Raw genomic sequence first — 17,480 nt, forward strand, 5'->3', positions numbered from 1 at the left:
GAAGAAGGGCGGGCCTTGCGGCCCGCCCTTCGTCGTGTTGCACAGGACTTCGATGGATCAGAAGCGCTGGGTGTACTTCATGTAGATGAAGCGACCGATGTCGAAGCCGCCGTAGTAGGCGAAATCGCTGTTCGGCGCCGAGTACTGCAGCGAACCACGGTGGTTGAACACGTTGTTCGCACCCAGGGCGATGGTGGCATCCCACGGCGCCTTGTAGCTGAGCTGCAGGTCGTGGAAGGTGTTGGAACCGGTGCTGCGCAGCGGCTCCCACTCGCCATTGGCGTAACGGTCGGCCTGGTCGCACCAGCCGTCGGCCAGGCTGATGCAGCCTTCCTTCATGCCCGAGTAGTAGCGCGCGGTGTAGTTGGCACCGAAGTTGCCGTACTCCCAGTTCACGCCCAGGTTCGAACGCACGCGGAAGATGCCCGGGCTGCCGACGTTGCCGATGATGATCTTGTCGCCGGCCTTGTTCTGGCCGACTTCATCGTACTTGGCGGTGTAGGTGGTCTGCCAATCCAGCGAGATCTGGCCGATGGCCAGCTCCGGCAGGCGGTACTTGACACCCAGGTCGTAGCCTTCGGTTTCCATCTGGCCCAGGTTGGCCAGGCCGTAGAACATCTCGGTGATGTGACCATCGGCGGCGCGCACGATGCCGGCGCAACGGCTGCTGTTGCCCAGCACGTAGCAGTCGCGCAGGATGCGGTCGACGCTGTCGGAGATGATCATGTCCTTGATCTGGTAGTTGTACCAGTCAAGCGAGATGTCCAGGCCCTGCACCCAGCGCGGGCTCCACACCAGACCCACGGTCTTGCTCTTGGAGGTTTCCGGCTTCAGGTTCGGGTTGGAACCGGAGATGAACTGGTCCGGGGTGGCGCACGGCGAGGTGGTGCAGGGCTCCAGGCCCTGGCCCAGCTGCACGTAGTCCGGGGCGACGCCCGCGGCGGTGCAGGCGGCATTGCCGGCCACGCTGCCGGCCACGCCGACCGAGCACGGGTCGATGTACTTCTCGAAGCTCGCGCTCACGCCACCGTACATGTTGTCGATCGACGGCGCGCGGAAGCCCTCGGCGTAGGTGCCGCGGACCAGCAGCTCATCCATCGGCCGCCAGGTCACGCCGAACTTGCCGTTCATGGTGCCGCCGAAGTTGCTGTAGTCCGAGTAGCGGCCGGCCACGTTGACGGTCAGTTCCTTGGCGAAGGCCATGTCGGCCAGCACCGGGATGTTCAGCTCGAGGTAGACCTCGTCCAGCTCGTACTTGCCGTTGGTGGTGCTCTGCGCCAGGCCGGTGTACTGCCCGGACTGCATGAACGCGTCCGGCACGTAGCGGGCGTCTTCCTCGCGGTGCTCGACGCCGATGGCGAAGCCCAGGTCGCCTGCCGGCAGGGTCATGATCGAACCGGCCAGGTCAGCGGTGAACGCGGTGGTCTTGGAGACGCCGGTGGTGGTGTAGGTCGGGAACAGGAATTCCTGCAGGTCCTTGTCGGCCAGCGAGCCGGGGCCGGCCACACCGATCGGCAGCAGCGGGTTCCACGCCAGGCAGCCGGCGATCGGCTTGTCGACGGTACCGCAGCGGGCGACGCCCTTGTCGTCGATGAACGACGGGCCCAGGGCCTGGCGCGCGGCGATCAGGCTCATGTCGCCGTGGTTGCTCTTGACCGACTCGTTGCGGTTGAACAGCGCACCGACGTTCCAGTCGAACGACTTGCCGGCGAAATCGAAGAAGCCGCTGACCGACGGCGCGAAGCGCAGGGTCTTGAGCTGGCTGTCGGTGGTGCGCGGCACTTCGGACAGGCGGCGGCGGAACTGCAGTTCCTTGCCGATCGGGTTGAACACCGAGTCGGCGGACATCGGGGTGTTGATCGCGGCCGAGGCGGACTGGTACGGGTAACCGGCGATCTGCTGGTTGGTGTTGCGCTCGTTGTACAGAACGTCCGCGTTGAACGAGATGTTGTCGGTGAAGTCGTAGGTGCCGTTGATGTAGACAGACTTGCGCTCGATGCCGGTCTGCAGGCTCATCTCGGAGTTGGCGTTGGTGTACTCACCCTGGGTGATCGGGTGGTAGTCGGCGACGTTGTTCGGGTTGCCGCCCTGGTTCAGGGTGCACCACGCATCGGCGCCGTCCGGGCCGCACGGACCGAACCAGCTGCCCTTGTTGGTCAGCGCGCTCCAGTCGGCCGGGGTCGAATTCGGGCCCCTGCTGCCGTCACGCGAGAACCAGCGGTCCTTGGCCATGACCGGATCCTGCTTGGAGTACTCGGCCGACAGGGTCAGGCTGCCGCGCTCGCCGGCGGCGCCCAGGGTGAAGGAGTACTGCTCCAGGTCACCGTCGCCTTCGCCGTACTGGCCGACGTAGACGTTGGCTTCGGCGCCGTCGAAGTTCTTGCGGGTGATCACGTTGACCACGCCGGCGATGGCGTCCGAACCGTAGATGGCCGAGGCGCCGTCCTTCAGGACTTCGATGCGCTCGATGGCCGACATCGGGATCTGGCTCAGGTCCTGGTAGCCGCCCGAGGTGGCGCCCAGGCGCTTGCCGTTCATCAGCACCAGGGTGCGGTTGGCGCCCAGGTTGCGGATGTCGATGTAGTAGCCGCCCACGTTCTCGCCGGAGGCCAGCGACTCGGAACGGGAGATGGCCGGCGAGCCGGCCGAGGTCATGTTCTGCAGTACGTCGGCGACCGAGGTGAAGCCCTGCTTTTCCAGGTTCTCGCGGCTCAGGGTCAGGATCGGCTGCTGCGTCTCCATGTTGGCGCCGCGGATGCGCGAGCCGGTGACTTCCAGGCGGTCCAGCGTGGTGGCGCCGGCAGCGGCGTCCTGCGCGGAGGCGAAAGCGGGGGTCAGCGCAATGGCGATGCCGGCCGGGAGCAGGCCCAGCCGCACTGCGGGAGTACGAAACTTCATGAATCTCTCCGGTTACGTTAGTGGTGTGTTAAACACCCCTGAACGTTACGTTCGTACCGAAGCCATGGGTTTGCGCGAAGCAGTCGCAAACTTTGCCGAATGTGGCGGGAGGCTGGCGCACGCCGCTTCGCGGTAGCGGCTGGCAGGAACCCCGAAACGCGCGCGGAAGGCACGGGCGAAACTGCAGCAGTTGTCGAAGCCACTGGCCGCGGCGACCTCGCTGATCATCATGTCGGTATCGCGCAGCAGCTGGGCCGCGCGCTCCAGGCGCAGGCGCGCGGACAGCGACTGCGGGCTTTCCTCGTACAGGCTCTGGAAGGTCTTGGACAGGTACCAGCTGGAGAAGTTGGTCAGCTCGGCCAGCTCGCCGATGCGCACCACGCGGTGGCTGTTGCCCTCCAGGTACATGCGCGCGCGCTGCATGCGGCCGAACACCTGGCGCTTGCGCAGGCGCGAGCGCCCCGGGCAGCGCTGCACGCCCTCGGAAAAGTCGCGCTGCAGCGAGGCCACGTGCAGCAGCAACGGGCGCAGCACGTGGGAACCGGGCTCGCGTGCCTGGGCCTCGCGCCACAGGCCCAGCGCGGTGCGCGCCTCGGCCCGGCTCATGACGCCGTGGCCGGCATACAGGCCGCTGTCGGCCAGATCACCCAGGGTGCGCAGCGCAGCGGCGTCCAGCGCCACGCCGATGCACAGCCCGTCGCGGCTGGCCTGGATCAGCGGGCGCGAGTCCTTCTCGAACGCGATCCACTCGCGCTGGCGCAGGCGGAAGCGGCCTTCCCTGGATTCCACCCAGGCACTGCCGCGCAGCTGCATCCACACCGTGAACACCGTGCCCGATGTCTGCAGGCTGCCCAGGCGGGCGACGCCCACGCAGTTCGGGCGCGGACCGTCCTCCGGCTGCTTCTCGAACGAAACCGACTGGCCGCGATCGACCCAGGCCACCTGTCGCATGACTCACCATCATTTGCCTTCAATGGCCGATGGTTTTGCCAACTCTGGCGGCAGTCGTCAGGAAGTTGCGACGAGAACCTTCCGAATTCTTCCGGAACCGCGAACGAAGAAATCACGAATCCGGTTTTCCCAACAGGGGCAACCACTTGAGCACGCCCAGCGAGGGTCGCGAGGGTGCTTCGGGGACCGGCATGATGCCGATGTCGGTGCCATCGGACACCGCCAGCGGCACGTATACCGCGGCGCCATCGGGCGCCACGCTGAACCCGTTGGTGGCGGCCGCGGCGCGTGCCTCGAGGCAGCGCGGCGGCTGTGTCTGGTCGAGCCGGCTCAGCTGCACCGAGCATCCGTCATCCTGGCGCAGGTACGCGACCGCGCCATCGCCGCCCAGGGCCCAGGTGCGGAAGCGCCAGCGGGTCGGCACCTCCCCGCTGAGCTCATGGAAACTGCCCGGCGCCAGCGCGGCATCGGCCGACCACAGCCCGCCTTCGGCCAGCCGCGTGAACAACACCCGCTGCGTCGCGCGGTCGTAGCGCACCTGCGACACGCCGGCCACCTGCGCGACCCGCCGCCACTGGCCGCCGCCGCGGTCGAACAGGGACAACGTGGCCGGGCCGTCGCCCTCGCTGCCGATCACGAACACCAGATGCGGGGCGGGGCCATAGACGGCCTGCAGCGGTTCGGCAACCGGCACCGGCAGCCGCTTCCATTGCCCCTGCTCGGGCACGACTTCGTAGATGCCGGGCCGGCCGTCGTCGTCACGGCCGCTGACCAGCACCTGGCGGCTGTCGGGCGACCAGTCCGGTGACTGCCGCGCCTCGGGGCGGAAGCCGTCCACCGGGCGCAGGGAATCGGACTGCCCCAGCCGCGCCCACCACAGCGCGAACGCACCGGAGCGGTTGGAAGTGAACACCAGTTGCTGGCCGTCGGGCGCGATCATCGGCTGGGCATCGCGCCCGGACGACGCGAACAGCCGTTCCTTGCGTCCGGGATCGTCCAGCGGGACCCGGAACAGGCCGAACTGCGGCGCGCGGTGCATGAAGGCGAGCAGCGTGCCCATGCCGGCCACGCTGGGACTCTGCGCGTCATCCACGCCCAGGTCCTTGAGCAGGCCCGAACGCAGGTCCACCTGGTACAACCGCGACTCGCTGTCTATCCGCCGCCCGAACACGATGGCGTGCTCGCCCAGCCAGGCCCAGCCGCGCATCTCCGCGCTGCCGCTGGTGACGCGGCGGGCGTCGCCGCCATTGGCGTCCATCACCCACACCGCGCCCAGCTGCGGGTTGCGGGTGAATCCAAGCTGGCGGCCGTCGGGCGAGTAGCGCGGCGCGTAATCGAAGTCGCCTTCGCCCCGCGCGTAATCCAGCACCGTCCAGCGTCCCGTTGCCAGGTCCAGGGTGCGGATGCCGGGCGCACCGTGGGGGCCGGTCATGGAGCCGAACACCAGCCCGCGCCCATCCGGCGTCCAGCTGAAACTGAGCATCTCGGCGCCATCGCAGGCGGTGGCGCGGCGCGCACTGCCGCCGGTGGCACCGACCACCAGCACCTCGCAGCTGCCGCCGGCGGCGAACCGTGCGAACGCGATCTCGCGCCCATCCGGCGACCACGCCGGGAACCGGTCCATGGCACCTGCGGGCGCCTTCACCAGCGTCGCCGACGTGGTGCTGCCGGTGCTCTGCACCTTGAGCGTCGAACCGCCATCGCTTTCGTCGGCAAAGGCGACCAGCGCGCCATCGGGCGACAACGCCGGGAACGTGCCGAATCCCTGGCTGGCGGTGATCAGGCGGTACGGACGCTGCGGACTGCCGATCACGCCGGTACCGTCGGCCGTGACCGCGTCCGGCGCGCGCGCGGCGACCGGGCGCTGCCACAGCAGCCAGGCCATCGTCAGCGAGCTGCACAACAGCAACAGGCCCACCACCAGCAGCAGGCGACGCCGTGCGCGGCGCCAGAATCCGGCGGCCCTGGCTGCATCCGGCAGCGCCGCGGCGCCCGCCGCATCTGCCGCATCCACCGGCTGCGCCAGCGCGTCGGCGGCCGGCGAAGACGCTTCTTCCTGTTCCTGCACCCACGCCACCGGCGCGCGCAGCCGATAGCCGGTCTTGGCGATCGTTTCGATGTACTCCTGTCCCTGCGGGAACGCGCCACCGGCGGACAACGCCTTGCGCAGCTGGGTGACCGCCTGGGTCAGTACGTCGTTGGTCGGCAGGGTGTCGGGCCACACCTGCGCGAACAGTTCATCGCGGGTCACCACATTGCCGGCGCCACGCGCCAGCACCAGCAGCACGCCGATCGCCTTGGGCGTGAGCCGCACGCTGCGACGGGCGCCAGGCGCATGCACCTCGCGCGATGGCAGGACGACCAGGCAGTCGCCGATATGCAGGCGTTCAGGGGGGGAAAGAGCGCTGTTGATGGGTTCCATGCCGGTCAGGGATTGAATCGCTGGAGGGCATCGTCCTGTGCCCGCCCCCTGGTGGTGTTGCCGCCAGTGAACCGCCAAATTCCGCAAATGGCGTCAACGCAAAGAGCAAATGTTTCAAGGCGCGCGGATATTAGCCTATGGCAGTTACCCGTGTACCCATGCGGGACGACACCAGGCTCTCTCTCGCCGACGCAATCCACATAATCCGTTTCAGAATTCGCGCCCCAGGGCGCGATTTTTTTTATCTGCCGTTCATTCTTTTGCAAACACCGTAGCACGCTGCAATCACGCAAACCCGCGTGATTGCAGCGTGCGCGGCCAATACGCGCCGCCGCACCGTTGTCACCGGCGCGGGCAATTCAACAAGCTGAAGAAAACATAAAGACAGATTCACGCCACTGCGCCCGTCCGCCGCGTGCGGGCGGGCGCGGCGGCGATCACCGCCGTGCCCGCGCGGGCACCGGCGCATCACTCGGCGCGGTACACCTGCGCACCCTGCGCGCGGAATGCCCTGGACTTCTCCTCCATTCCGGCCGCCAGCGCGCCGGCGGCGTCCAACCCGCGTTCGGCCGCGTAGTCGCGCACGTCCTGGGTGATCTTCATCGAGCAGAAATGCGGGCCGCACATCGAGCAGAAGTGGGCGAGCTTGTGCGCCTCCTTCGGCAGCGTCTCGTCGTGGAACTCCCTGGCCTTGTCCGGATCCAGGCCGAGGTGGAACTGGTCCTCCCAGCGGAACTCGAAGCGCGCCTTGCTCAGCGCGTTGTCGCGCACCTGCGCACCGGGATGGCCCTTGGCGAGATCGGCCGCGTGCGCGGCGATCTTGTAGGCCATGATGCCGTCGCGCACGTCCTGGCGATTGGGCAGGCCCAGGTGCTCCTTCGGCGTGACGTAGCAGAGCATCGCGGTGCCGTACCAGCCGATCATCGCCGCGCCGATCGCGCTGGTGATGTGGTCGTAGCCCGGCGCGATGTCGGTGGTCAGCGGCCCGAGCGTGTAGAACGGCGCCTCGCCGCACTCGCGCAGCTGCTTGTCCATGTTCTCCCTGATCAACTGCATCGGCACGTGGCCCGGGCCTTCGATCATGGTCTGCACGTCGTGCTTCCACGCGATCTTCGTCAGCTCGCCCAGCGTCTCCAGCTCGCCGAACTGGGCCGCGTCGTTGGCGTCGGCGATGCAGCCCGGGCGCAGGCCGTCGCCGAGCGAGAAGGCCACGTCATAGGCCTTCATGATTTCGCAGATCTCCTCGAAGTGGGTGTAGAGGAAGTTCTCCCGGTGGTGCGCCAGGCACCACTTGGCCATGATCGAGCCACCGCGCGACACGATGCCGGTGGTGCGCGCGGCGGTGAGCGGTACGTAGCGCAGCAGCACGCCGGCGTGGATGGTGAAGTAGTCCACGCCCTGCTCCGCCTGCTCGACCAGGGTGTCGCGGAACATTTCCCAGGTCAGTTCCTCGGCGCGGCCATCGACCTTCTCCAGCGCCTGGTAGATCGGCACGGTGCCGATCGGCACCGGCGAATTGCGGATGATCCATTCGCGGGTTTCGTGGATGTGCTTGCCGGTGGACAGGTCCATCACCGTGTCGGCGCCCCAGCGGATCGCCCAGACCAGCTTCTCCACTTCCTCGGCGATGCCCGAGGACACCGCGCTGTTGCCGATGTTGGCGTTGATCTTGGTGAGGAAGTTGCGGCCGATGATCATCGGCTCGCATTCCGGATGATTGATGTTGCACGGCAGGATCGCGCGGCCGCGGGCGATTTCGTCGCGTACGAATTCGGCGGTGATGCGGGGCGCCAAGGCGGCGCCGAAGTGCTCGCCCGGGTGTTGCTTCAGCAGCTGCGCGTCGCGCACCTCGTCCAGCCGCTGGTTCTCGCGGATCGCGACGAACTCCATTTCCGGGGTGACGATGCCACGCCGCGCGTAGTGCATCTGGGTGACGTTGGCACCGGCGCGCGCACGCCGCGGCAGGCTGCGCGCGGGGAAGCGCACCGCCTCCAGCGCCGGGTCGCACGCGCGGCCACGGCCGAACGTCGAACCCAGCTGGGCCAGGCATTCGCTGTCGCCGCGTTCCTCGATCCATGCGCGGCGCAATGCCGGCAACCCGGCGCACAGGTCGATGCGCGCGTCCGGGTCGGTGTAGGGGCCGGACGTGTCGTAGACCGTGACCGGCGGGTTGTGCTCGCCCCCGAACAGGGTCGGCGTGCGGGTCAGCGCGATCTCGCGCATCGGCACCCGCAGGTCCGGGCGCGAGCCGGGCACGTGGATCCTGCGCGAGCCGGGGATCGGCTGCGTGAGCGATCCGGAGAGTTGCTGTGCCTGCTGCTGCAGGGCGGAAAGCGGTGCATTCATCGGGCGTCGTCCTGTTGGAGGCCCACGCGGATGCACGGGCCGGACGAAGCGAAGGCGCGCCGCCACCGGCGCATGGACGCAGCCTGGGCAGGCGTCCACGCACGGCAACATTGCGAAGCTTCCCTACGCCGGTATCAACCGGATCAGGTTCCAAGGGACTGTCTCAACCGTGGCGCCAACGCCGCGGTACCCCCGCTTCGGGCGGCATTAGAACACGAAGCGGCCGGCCGGGTGGAACGCGCGGCCGGCACGCCACCGGCGCGGGCCGCGTGGCGGCGACGCGGCGGGCACTAACGGATTCGTGACGTCGGGTTCAGTAGGATGCGCCGCTGCCGCCGCCAGGCGGCCCCGTGCCGCCATGCCGGCCTCCCTCCTTCCGTGTCCGCGGGCAACCGGTTACGCCATGACCGGCGCCGCGGCGACCGGTTCCGCTGCAAGCCCTGGCTCGCCCCCCATCCCCAGATCGGAGAAGCTCCTCCATGGTGTTTCGTGTTTCCATCGCGCTGGTCGCCGCCCTGGTGCTGCTGGCCGGCATCGCCCCCGGCCCCTTCAACGACGTGGTGCAGGCCGTGCTGGTCGACGTCGTGCGCAGCGTCGGCTGGCTGTACCTGCTGATCGTGTTCCTGACGCTGACCTTCCTGCTGTACTTGGCGTTCGGCCGTTTCGGCAACCTGCGCATCGGCGGCGAGGACGCCGAGCCGGACTTCTCGCGCGCCAGCTGGCTGGCGATGCTGTTCGCCACCGGCATGGGCATCGGCCTGGTGTTCTGGGGCGCGGCCGAGCCGATCTCGCATTTCTCCAAGCCGCCCGAGGGGCTGCCGCCGCAGAGCGTGGACGCGGCGCGCGCGGCGATGCGCTACGCCTTCTTCCACTGGGGCCTGCACCCGTGGGCGATCTACGCCCTGATCGGGCTGGCGATGGCATGGTTCCAGTACAACCGCAACGGCCGCGGCCTGATCAGCGACATGCTGCAGCCGCTGATCGGACGCCACCACCGCGGTGCCATCGGCCACGCGGTCAACATCGCCGCGGTGGTGGCCACCGCGATCGGCGTGGCCACCACGCTGGGCTTCGGCACCATCCAGATCGCCGCCGGACTGCAGCGCGTGTTCGGCCTTACCGCCAGCGTGTCGGTGCAGCTGGGCATCATCGCCATCGCCTTCGTGCTGTACATGGCCTCGACCCTGAGCGGCGTGGACCGTGGCATCAAGTGGCTGTCCAACTGCAACCTGCTGCTGGCCGCGCTGCTGCTGGCCGCGGTGCTGGTGCTGGGGCCGACCGGCTTCATCTTCGACACCTTCACCACCACCCTCGGCGCCTACCTCAACCAGCTGGTGACCATGAGCCTGCGCATGTCGCCGTTCTCGGGCAGCACGTGGGTGGCGGACTGGACGATCTTCTACTGGGCCTGGTGGATCGCCTGGGCGCCGTTCGTGGGCGCGTTCATCGCCCGCGTGTCGCGCGGGCGCAGCGTGCGCGAGTTCGTGGTCGGCGTGGTGCTGGCGCCGACGCTGCTTGGTTTCGTGTGGTTCTCGGTGTTCGGCGGCAGTGCGCTGTGGGCGCAGATCAGCGGCCACGCCGACCTGCTGCAGGCGCTGGGCAACGGCTATGAGACGGTGCTGTTCGCACTGTTCGACAGCCTGCCCGGCGGCTTGCTGCTGTCGGGCATCGCGCTGGTGCTGCTGGTGATCTTCTTCGTCACCTCGGCCGATTCGGCGGTGCTGGTGCTGGCCAGCATGTCCACCGACGAAGCCGGCGATCCGCCGCCGGCGCGCAAGGCGGTATGGGGCGTGGCGGTGGCGCTGATCGCCGCGACCCTGCTGCTGGCCGGCGGGCTGGACGCGCTGCAGGGCATGATCACCATCGCCGCGTTGCCGTTCGCGCTGCTGATGGTGATGGTGATGGTATGCCTGTACCGCGTGCTGGACCTGGAGTACCAGCTGGAACGGCGCCGCGCGCAGCGCGCGCGGCATGCCGTGCAGGCGTGGATCGAACGCGAGATGGCCGCGCAGGAAGAGGCTGGAGAGCAGAAGTGAGCGGGGCGGCGGAGTGAGTTAACGCCAAGGAGTGAGTGAAGAGGAGTGAGAAAAGGCAACAGCGGCTCCGCGTTTGCCTGCCATCTCCGCATCATTCCGTCATTGCCGCGCAGGCGGGAAGCGCCTTCCAACGAACGCATGCCTGGTAATGACGGTATCCAGGCCCTTTTCTCACTCCTCTTCACTCACTCCTGGCCTCATCAATAGCCCGCGGCCTGGCCGTCCTTGCGGCTCTCCGACGCACCGTAGTACACGCCGGTGGCGGGATCGCGCATGATCGCCTGGTAGCCACCATAAGGGCCGTCGGCGAACACCACGCGATGGCCCTTGCGCATCAGCGCGCGGATGGTCTCGTAGGGGAAGCCGGTTTCCAGGTTGACCTCGCCGCCGTCGCGCATCGCCGTGCCCTGCCCGGTCGGTTCGGTCGAGCCCTCGTGCTGGATGCGCGGCGCGTCGCCGGCTTCCTGCAGGTTCATGCCGAAGTCCACCAGGTTCATCACGATCTGCGCGTGGCCCTGCGGCTGCATCGCCCCGCCCATCACCCCGAAACTGGCGAACGGCTTGCCGTCCCTGGTGATGAACGCCGGGATGATGGTCTGGAACGGGCGCTTGCCCGGCGCGTAGCCGTTGGGATGGCCATCCTGCAGCACGAACATCTCACCCCGGTCCTGCAGGATGAAGCCCAGCCCCGGCGGCGCCATGCCGCTGCCCATGCCGCGGTAGTTGGACTGGATCAGCGAGACCATCATGCCGTCGGCATCGGCCACGGTCATGTAGATGGTGTCGCCCTCCTCCAGTTGCCTGGGCGTGCCCGGCTGCGCCTCCTTCAGCGCCGTATCCATGGAGATCAGCGCGCGCCGCTGCGCCGCGTAGTCCTTGGACACCAGCCGCTGCACCGGCGCCGGCGAGAACGCCGGGTCGGCATAGAAGCGCGCACGGTCGGCGAAGGCCAGCTTCTTGGCTTCGACGAACAGGTGCACGTGCTCGGGCGAGCCGAACGCGATCTTCGTAAAGTCGTAGCCTTCCAGGATGTTGAGGATCTGCAGCGCGGCGATGCCCTGGCTGTTGGGCGGCAGCTCCCACACGTCGTAGCCGCGGTAATTGCTGCTTACCGGTTCGACCCATTCGCCCTGGTGGCTGGCCAGGTCCCCATAGGAAAGGAAACCGCCGTTGGCCTTGAAATAGGCGTCGATGGTGCGCGCGATGTCGCCCTTGTAGAACGCGTCGCGGCCGCCGTCGGCGATCTTCTGCAGGGTGTCGGCCAGGTTCGGGTTGCGCCACAGCTCGCCCTTGCGCGGGGCGCGGCCATCGACGGTGAACTGCTCCTTGAAGCCGGGGTACGGCGACAGCCGCGGCACCGAACGGTCCCAGTAGTAGGCGATCACCTCGGCCACCGGGTGGCCGTCGCGCGCGTAGCGGATCGCCGGGGCCAGGTTGTCGGCCATGGGCTTGCGCCCGAAGCGCGCGTGCAGCGCGAACCAGCCATCGACCGCGCCCGGCACCGACACCGGCAGCGGCCCGGTGGCGGGAATCTCCTTCAGCCCGCGGCGCTGCAACTCGGCCAGGGTCAGCGACTTCGGCGAGCGGCCCGAGCCGTTGTAGCCATACAGCTTCTGCGTCTTCGGGTCCCAGACGATGGCGAACAGGTCGCCGCCGATGCCGTTGCCGGTCGGCTCCATCAGCCCGAGCGCGGCGTTGGCGGCGATCGCCGCATCCACCGCCGAACCGCCGGACTTCATCACGTCCAGCGCGATCTGCGTGGCCAGCGGCTGCGAGGTCGCGGCCATCGCGTGCGGCGCGATCACCTCCGAGCGGGTGGCGAAGCCCGGCCCGGTGATGCGGTCGGCGGCATGCAGGGCGGGAACGGCGAGGCAGGACAACAGCAGCAGCGGCAGGCGTTTCATCGGCGGGACCGGCAACGGGACGAAGCCCGACGATAACCGCCGCAGCGGTGCCCGCGCATGTGCCGCCATGCAGGCCGCCGTGTGCCGCGCGCCCAGCGCGCCGCGCGGCGCGGGCGGCACGCTCTTACGTTCCTCTTACGTCCGTGCTCTATCACGTTGCCCCGAAACAACACACGCCCGCCGGAACGTCCGTTCCCGGTGGGCAGCGCAGGTTTCCATCAAAGGGGCAATCCAATGCAAATGTCTTCCCAGCGCCGCCAGGGCGGCTTCACCCTTGTCGAGATGGCCGTGGTGCTGGTCATCATCGGCGTGATCATCGGTGCGGTGATGATCGGCCGCGACGTGCAGCGCAACGCCGAGTACACCCGCATCAAGCAGAAGTTCGTCGACCAGTGGGTGGTCACCTACAACAGCTACCACCAGCGCTATGGCGCGCCGATCGGCGACAACCAGTCCGCCCCGCAGCTGATGGTCAACGGCACCCACTTCACCGGCTTCTCCGGCGGCGACATGAGCCAGAACGCCACCGAGCCGGCGCTGATCTGCTCCGGCACCGATGCGCTGCCGACCAGCAACGGCCTGACCCGCACCCGCGAGGGCGACACCGGCTTCGACCTGCGCGACCTGGTGCGCAAGGCCGGCATCACCCTGCCGCCGGGCCGCGGCGAGGGCAAGGAAGACCGCTACGCCTACCTGGACACCAACGGCAACCCGCAGGAGATCCGCGTGTGCTTCGGCTGGAACCGGCCCGGCACGCTGTGGGGCTCGGGCAACGCGATGATCATCACCGGGCTGACCCCGGACCTGGCGCGCGCGCTGGACCAGATGATCGACGGCAAGCCCGACGCCAGCAACGGTGCCTTCCGCCAGGTCGGCATCCAGGCCCGTACCGCCACCGCCTCCGGCGGCGCGACCTCGGCCAACGCCATCGGCACCGAATGGGGCGGCAACAACACCGGTTCGATGTCCGCGGCCGTCACCGACGGCCAGACCTTCGGCACCGGCACCGACGACGACCAGGTCATGACCGTCGTCGCCAGCTACAAGATGAACCAGTAAGCCGATGCGCCGGCCCTCCCTGCTCGCACGCCTGCGCCAATCGCGCCGCACCTCGCTGTTGCTGTTCGCCGCCACCCTGGCTTCGCTGGTGGTGGCGGCGGTGTGGTTCATCAAGGAACGCTCGGCCCTGGCCGACGCCTACCAGCGCCTGGGCGACCGCAACCAGTTGCTGTCCGAGGCCAAGGTGCGCGAGCAGGAGACGCGGCTGCGCGTGGAGCACGCCAATTCCGCGCGCCAGCTGCTGGCCAGCGCCCAGGCCAACGGGCTGCTGCCCGGCGCCTGGGGCGAACGCCTGATCAACCTGCGCCAGAGCCAGATGCACCGCGAGGAAGCGCTGCCGCTGCTGGCCACCGTGCAGCGTTCGCCGGACCACCTGTTCGGCGCCGAATCGTTCGAGATCGCCGTCACCCACCCGGACGAGGGGCTGTTCGACCCGCCCGGCAGCGTCGACCGCCGGCCCGCGCCGCTGTCGCTGACCCTGCGCGGCAGCCTGCTGTTCCAGACCGCCGACGACACCGGCCCCCACGGGAATCCCCTGCCATGAGCCTGCTCCACGTCATCCAGCAACAGGGCCACTGGCTGCTGTTCGACGGTGCCACCGTGACCCGCAGCGACAGCCGCCCGCGGTTGGCCGGTGCGGCCGTGGTGGTCAGCGATTTCGAGAATGCGGTCAGCAACGTCATCTCGCTCGAAGGCAGCCCCGCGCATGCGGTCGCGCTGATCGAACGGCGGCTGCGTTCGGACGGCATGATCGACGGCGAAAGCAAGATCCTGATCCACCGCACGCGCAGCATCGGCGCCGGCTACCAGACCCTGTTCACCGCGGTTCCGCTGGACCTGTGGCAGCAGACCTACGCGTGGGCGGAGGCGCAGCCGGACCATTGCCTGCTGATTCCGTTCACCTCGCTGCTGTTCAAGTCGCTGCGGCCGGGCCTCGGCCTGGTGCTGCAGTCCGGCCGCCAGGTCAGCGTGCTGGCGGTGCTCAAGCACGACATGATCTACCGCACCGCGCTGGCCTACAGCGAGGATCCGTCGGACATGGCGATGACCGTCGGCGCGCTCGCCGAACAATTCGCCGAGGACCTGGGCAGCGGCGAGGACAGCCTCGAGCCATTGGCCCTGCACTGGTGCCCGGTGCTGGTGCCGCGCCCGGATGCGGGCCAGCCGTGGAGCGACGATGCGCTGCGCGAGGTGTTTGCCGTGCGCAGCGGCCTGCGGGTGGACAGCGTGCCGCTGCGGGTGGTGCGTGACGAGCAGGGCAACGAGTACCGCAGCGGCATCGGCTGGATCCAGTCCCAGGCCCGGCCCGGGATCGCCATCAATCCGCTGGCCAGCCGCCTGGCGTGGAGCGCCGAGTCGCTGTTGCCGGTGGCCAGTGCCGCGTCGCTGGTGTTCGCGCTGATCCTCGCCGCCCTGGGCGCCCGCTGGGCGCTGACCGGCAGCGAGGCCAGCGCACGCGCCGACGAAGTGGGCAGCGAGATCGAAGCGATCGAGCAGCGGATCGCGGCGATGCAGGCGCAGCAGGCCATGCCCGAAGGCTTCGCCGGCGTGCAGGCCTTCATCGAACGCGCCACGCGCCTGCACGACGGCGCCGACCCCAGCGCCAGCCTGGCCCAGGTGCGGGATGCCGCCGCCGGGCAGGTGCGCATCCTGCGGGTGAAGCTGGAGGAGCCGGCAACAGCGCGTGCCGCCCCCGGCATGCCGCCCGCCCCACCGCCGGCCGCGGACGACTACACGCTGCGCGTGGACGGCGTAGCCGACCCGTGGCGCGGTACCCCGGGCATGCAGGTACCGGCCTTCGTCGAGGGCCTGCGCCGGGCCGGCTTCGATCCACAGCCGGTCGATCCGCAGGGCGGTGGCATGAACACCCGTTCGGCCGGCGGCTTCTTCTCCTATCTGCTCAAGCGCCCGCCGGCTGCGGCGGCTGAGGTCCGTCCATGAAGATCAAGTTCATCGCCGCCATCGCGCTCGTGGTGTGGCTGGCGGTCACCGGCTGGCTGGCCACGATGGTCGTGGTCAAGCCCGCGGTGCTGCAACTGGGCAACGACGCCGACGAAACCGCCGCCATGGTGGAGCTGCGCAGCGCCATCGCCCACAACCAGAAGATGCAGGCGCAGGTCGAACGGCTGCGCCGCAGCGTACCCATCGGTGATGGCCAGCCGCTGCTGGCGTTGCCGCTGGCCACCCCGCCCGCCAGCGAAGGCGGCCCGTCGTCCGCCCTCGCTGGCGGTGCGGAAACCCACGCCGCGCACAGCGTCTCGCTGGTGCTGGTGGCCAATGGCCGGCACAGCGCGGTGGTCGACGGCCAACGCGTACAGCGCGGCTCGCGCCTGGCCAGCGGTGCGCGCGTGGACGCCATCGGCCCGGACTGGGTACGCATCCGCAACGCGGCCGGCGAACTGGCCACGCTGCCGGTGCCCTCGCCGTACACCCACAACGCGGGGGAACAACGATGAACCCGCGCTACAGGAAGCCCCTGCTGTGGGGCACCGGCCTGATCGCCGGCGGTGCCCTGGCGATACTGGCGGTGCGGCATTCCGGCGATGCGGGCGCGCCCGCCGCCCCGCCGGCGGCCGCGGCGCAGGCCGACGCCGCCGCCGGACCGCAGGCCACGCCCGCGGGTACGGACACGCCACCGTGGCTGCAGGCCGACGCCCCGGCCGGCGGCAGCGCCACGCAGCGCGCGGTGGTCGCGGCGCCGCCCCCGGCAGCGGCCACGGCAACGGACATCGGCCGCTCGCTGGCCGACATCCGCCTGAAGTCCGGCAACAACATGCGCATGGCCGACGACCTGCTGGCCCAGCTCGACCAGCTCGAGAAATCCGGCAAGGCGCCTGCCGACGTGCGCCTGGACGCACTGCGCAACAACCTGCTGATCGCCAAGCGCGCGCAGGCGCTGGCGGTGGAACTGGCGGAGTCCACGCAGAAGCCGGACAGCCCGGCACAGCGCCAGCGCAACGCCGCCATCCTGGCCGAACTGCAGCAGCTGCAGGGCCAGCTGCGCTACGACGTGGCGCCGGCCAACCTGCCCGCGGCACCGGGCCGGGCGCAGTGACATGCGGCCACGCCACCGCCCGGCACGGCTCGGCCCCGGCACCCGCAGCGGCTTTTCGCTGGTGGAGCTGGCCGTGGTCGTCGGCGTGCTCGGGCTGCTGACCATGACCGCACTGTCCGCCTTCGACAACCTCGGCCAGGCACGCCGCCACAATGCCGCCCGCGCCCATGCCGAGACCGCGCGGCAGGCGCTGCATGCGTTCGCGCTGCGCAACAAGCGCCTGCCGTGCCCCGACCTGTCGGGCACCGGCGACAGTGGCTTCGAGGGCAGCAACGGCGCCTGCAGCGCCACCGGCAACGTCGGCTGGCTGCCCTATGCCAGCCTCGGCCTGGAGCTGCCGGTACGCGGCGAGCGCCTGCGCTACGGCGTGTACCGCGGCACCGCCAACACCGACCTGGTCGCCCCGGCGCGCGAATCGGCCGACCAGCCGGACCTGGAGTACATCGGCGGCTTCGGTTCGGCGCTGTCGCGCATCGTCGCCAGCACCACCACCGCGCCGCAGGCCAGCCAGCCGCACTACATCAGTGGCGGCACTCCAACGCAGTGCGGCAGCGGTGGCACCGGCACGCGCATGGTCAACCCCGCGTTCGTGCTGGTGGCCCCGGTCGCCGCGCGCGACGGCGGCGGCGGCGGCTTCGATGGCGCCAACAACCGCGCCTTCGCCCAGGGCAACGGTACCTGCGTCACCCCGCCCGACTACCCCGGCGACGAGCGCTACGACGATCTCGTCGTCGCCGAAAGCGCCACCGCCCTGCTCGGCTGGCTGATGGCCACCACGCGCTGACCGCCGATGCCCTTCCCTCTGCCTT

At 69.3% G+C, this 17,480-nt stretch carries 12 protein-coding genes and 1 riboswitch; of the genes, 7 read left to right on the forward strand and 5 right to left on the reverse strand.

The features are described from left to right. Nucleotides 1-57: 57 nt before the first annotated feature. The 4 genes from ACJ7VY_RS13035 to thiC form a co-directional block, all read right to left on the reverse strand. Complete coding sequence (locus tag ACJ7VY_RS13035; RefSeq protein WP_313255814.1) at nucleotides 58-2,898, reverse strand: TonB-dependent receptor; 2,841 nt, start codon at nucleotides 2,896-2,898, stop codon at nucleotides 58-60. 45 nt (nucleotides 2,899-2,943) lie between these two features. Continuing rightward, nucleotides 2,944-3,849, reverse strand: a complete 906-nt coding sequence (locus ACJ7VY_RS13040) for a helix-turn-helix transcriptional regulator (RefSeq protein WP_104939507.1) — start codon at nucleotides 3,847-3,849, stop codon at nucleotides 2,944-2,946. Between the two features lie 112 nt (nucleotides 3,850-3,961). Then, a complete protein-coding gene (locus ACJ7VY_RS13045) occupies nucleotides 3,962-6,271 on the reverse strand; it encodes a winged helix-turn-helix domain-containing protein (RefSeq protein ID WP_409475778.1) in 2,310 nt (769 codons plus the stop codon). Between the two features lie 468 nt (nucleotides 6,272-6,739). Further along, entirely contained in the window at nucleotides 6,740-8,617 is a 1,878-nt protein-coding gene (gene thiC, locus ACJ7VY_RS13050; protein WP_409475779.1) for a phosphomethylpyrimidine synthase ThiC, read from the reverse strand. A gap of 102 nt (nucleotides 8,618-8,719) precedes the next feature. Continuing rightward, a riboswitch (TPP riboswitch) is annotated at nucleotides 8,720-8,821 on the reverse strand. 275 nt (nucleotides 8,822-9,096) lie between these two features. On the opposite strand from thiC, the gene ACJ7VY_RS13055 reads away from it, so the two are divergent. After that, entirely contained in the window at nucleotides 9,097-10,653 is a 1,557-nt protein-coding gene (locus ACJ7VY_RS13055; RefSeq protein WP_409475780.1) for a BCCT family transporter, read from the forward strand. Nucleotides 10,654-10,853: 200 nt separating this feature from the next. Here the strand turns inward: ACJ7VY_RS13055 and ggt are convergent, their stop codons facing one another. Beyond that, nucleotides 10,854-12,557 carry a gamma-glutamyltransferase gene (gene ggt, locus ACJ7VY_RS13060; protein ID WP_409475781.1) on the reverse strand — a complete coding sequence of 568 codons (1,704 nt, stop codon included), beginning with the start codon at nucleotides 12,555-12,557 and terminating at the stop codon, nucleotides 10,854-10,856. 234 nt (nucleotides 12,558-12,791) lie between these two features. Between ggt and ACJ7VY_RS13065 the strand changes: the two genes are divergently transcribed. Genes ACJ7VY_RS13065 through ACJ7VY_RS13090 form a run of 6 tightly spaced genes read left to right on the forward strand, consistent with a single transcriptional unit; the run spans nucleotide 12,792 to nucleotide 17,455 of the window. Beyond that, entirely contained in the window at nucleotides 12,792-13,616 is an 825-nt protein-coding gene (locus ACJ7VY_RS13065; RefSeq protein ID WP_104939511.1) for a prepilin-type N-terminal cleavage/methylation domain-containing protein, read from the forward strand. A 4-nt stretch (nucleotides 13,617-13,620) separates the two neighbouring features. Next, on the forward strand, nucleotides 13,621-14,160 hold the full coding sequence (locus ACJ7VY_RS13070; protein ID WP_161615491.1) for a hypothetical protein: 540 nt from the start codon (nucleotides 13,621-13,623) through the stop codon (nucleotides 14,158-14,160). Beyond that, on the forward strand, nucleotides 14,157-15,557 hold the full coding sequence (locus ACJ7VY_RS13075; RefSeq protein ID WP_409475782.1) for a hypothetical protein: 1,401 nt from the start codon (nucleotides 14,157-14,159) through the stop codon (nucleotides 15,555-15,557). The genes ACJ7VY_RS13070 and ACJ7VY_RS13075 overlap by 4 nt, the downstream gene beginning before the upstream one ends. Continuing rightward, entirely contained in the window at nucleotides 15,554-16,072 is a 519-nt protein-coding gene (locus ACJ7VY_RS13080) for a hypothetical protein (RefSeq protein WP_313230696.1), read from the forward strand. Before ACJ7VY_RS13075 ends, ACJ7VY_RS13080 begins: the two co-directional genes overlap by 4 nt. Beyond that, entirely contained in the window at nucleotides 16,069-16,671 is a 603-nt protein-coding gene (locus tag ACJ7VY_RS13085) for a hypothetical protein (protein ID WP_409475783.1), read from the forward strand. The genes ACJ7VY_RS13080 and ACJ7VY_RS13085 overlap by 4 nt, the downstream gene beginning before the upstream one ends. 1 nt (nucleotide 16,672) lies before the next feature. Next, nucleotides 16,673-17,455 (forward strand): type II secretion system protein, encoded by a 783-nt coding sequence (locus ACJ7VY_RS13090; RefSeq protein ID WP_409475784.1) that lies wholly within the window; start codon nucleotides 16,673-16,675, stop codon nucleotides 17,453-17,455. Nucleotides 17,456-17,480: the final 25 nt, after the last annotated feature.

The organism is Stenotrophomonas sp. Y-13, from assembly GCF_046267925.1.
Lineage (GTDB): Bacteria > Pseudomonadota > Gammaproteobacteria > Xanthomonadales > Xanthomonadaceae > Stenotrophomonas > Stenotrophomonas acidaminiphila_A.

Excerpts from the sequence above, each read along its gene's own strand:
- ACJ7VY_RS13035 (WP_313255814.1), bottom strand. The coding sequence starts at position 2,898 with ATGAAGTTTCGTACTCCCGCAGTGCGGCTGGGCCTGCTCCCGGCCGGC.
- ACJ7VY_RS13040 (WP_104939507.1), bottom strand. The coding sequence starts at position 3,849 with ATGCGACAGGTGGCCTGGGTCGATCGCGGCCAGTCGGTTTCGTTCGAG.
- ACJ7VY_RS13045 (WP_409475778.1), bottom strand. The coding sequence starts at position 6,271 with ATGGAACCCATCAACAGCGCTCTTTCCCCCCCTGAACGCCTGCATATC.
- thiC (WP_409475779.1), bottom strand. The coding sequence starts at position 8,617 with ATGAATGCACCGCTTTCCGCCCTGCAGCAGCAGGCACAGCAACTCTCC.
- ACJ7VY_RS13055 (WP_409475780.1), top strand. The coding sequence starts at position 9,097 with ATGGTGTTTCGTGTTTCCATCGCGCTGGTCGCCGCCCTGGTGCTGCTG.
- ggt (WP_409475781.1), bottom strand. The coding sequence starts at position 12,557 with ATGAAACGCCTGCCGCTGCTGCTGTTGTCCTGCCTCGCCGTTCCCGCC.
- ACJ7VY_RS13065 (WP_104939511.1), top strand. The coding sequence starts at position 12,792 with ATGCAAATGTCTTCCCAGCGCCGCCAGGGCGGCTTCACCCTTGTCGAG.
- ACJ7VY_RS13070 (WP_161615491.1), top strand. The coding sequence starts at position 13,621 with ATGCGCCGGCCCTCCCTGCTCGCACGCCTGCGCCAATCGCGCCGCACC.
- ACJ7VY_RS13075 (WP_409475782.1), top strand. The coding sequence starts at position 14,157 with ATGAGCCTGCTCCACGTCATCCAGCAACAGGGCCACTGGCTGCTGTTC.
- ACJ7VY_RS13080 (WP_313230696.1), top strand. The coding sequence starts at position 15,554 with ATGAAGATCAAGTTCATCGCCGCCATCGCGCTCGTGGTGTGGCTGGCG.
- ACJ7VY_RS13085 (WP_409475783.1), top strand. The coding sequence starts at position 16,069 with ATGAACCCGCGCTACAGGAAGCCCCTGCTGTGGGGCACCGGCCTGATC.
- ACJ7VY_RS13090 (WP_409475784.1), top strand. The coding sequence starts at position 16,673 with ATGCGGCCACGCCACCGCCCGGCACGGCTCGGCCCCGGCACCCGCAGC.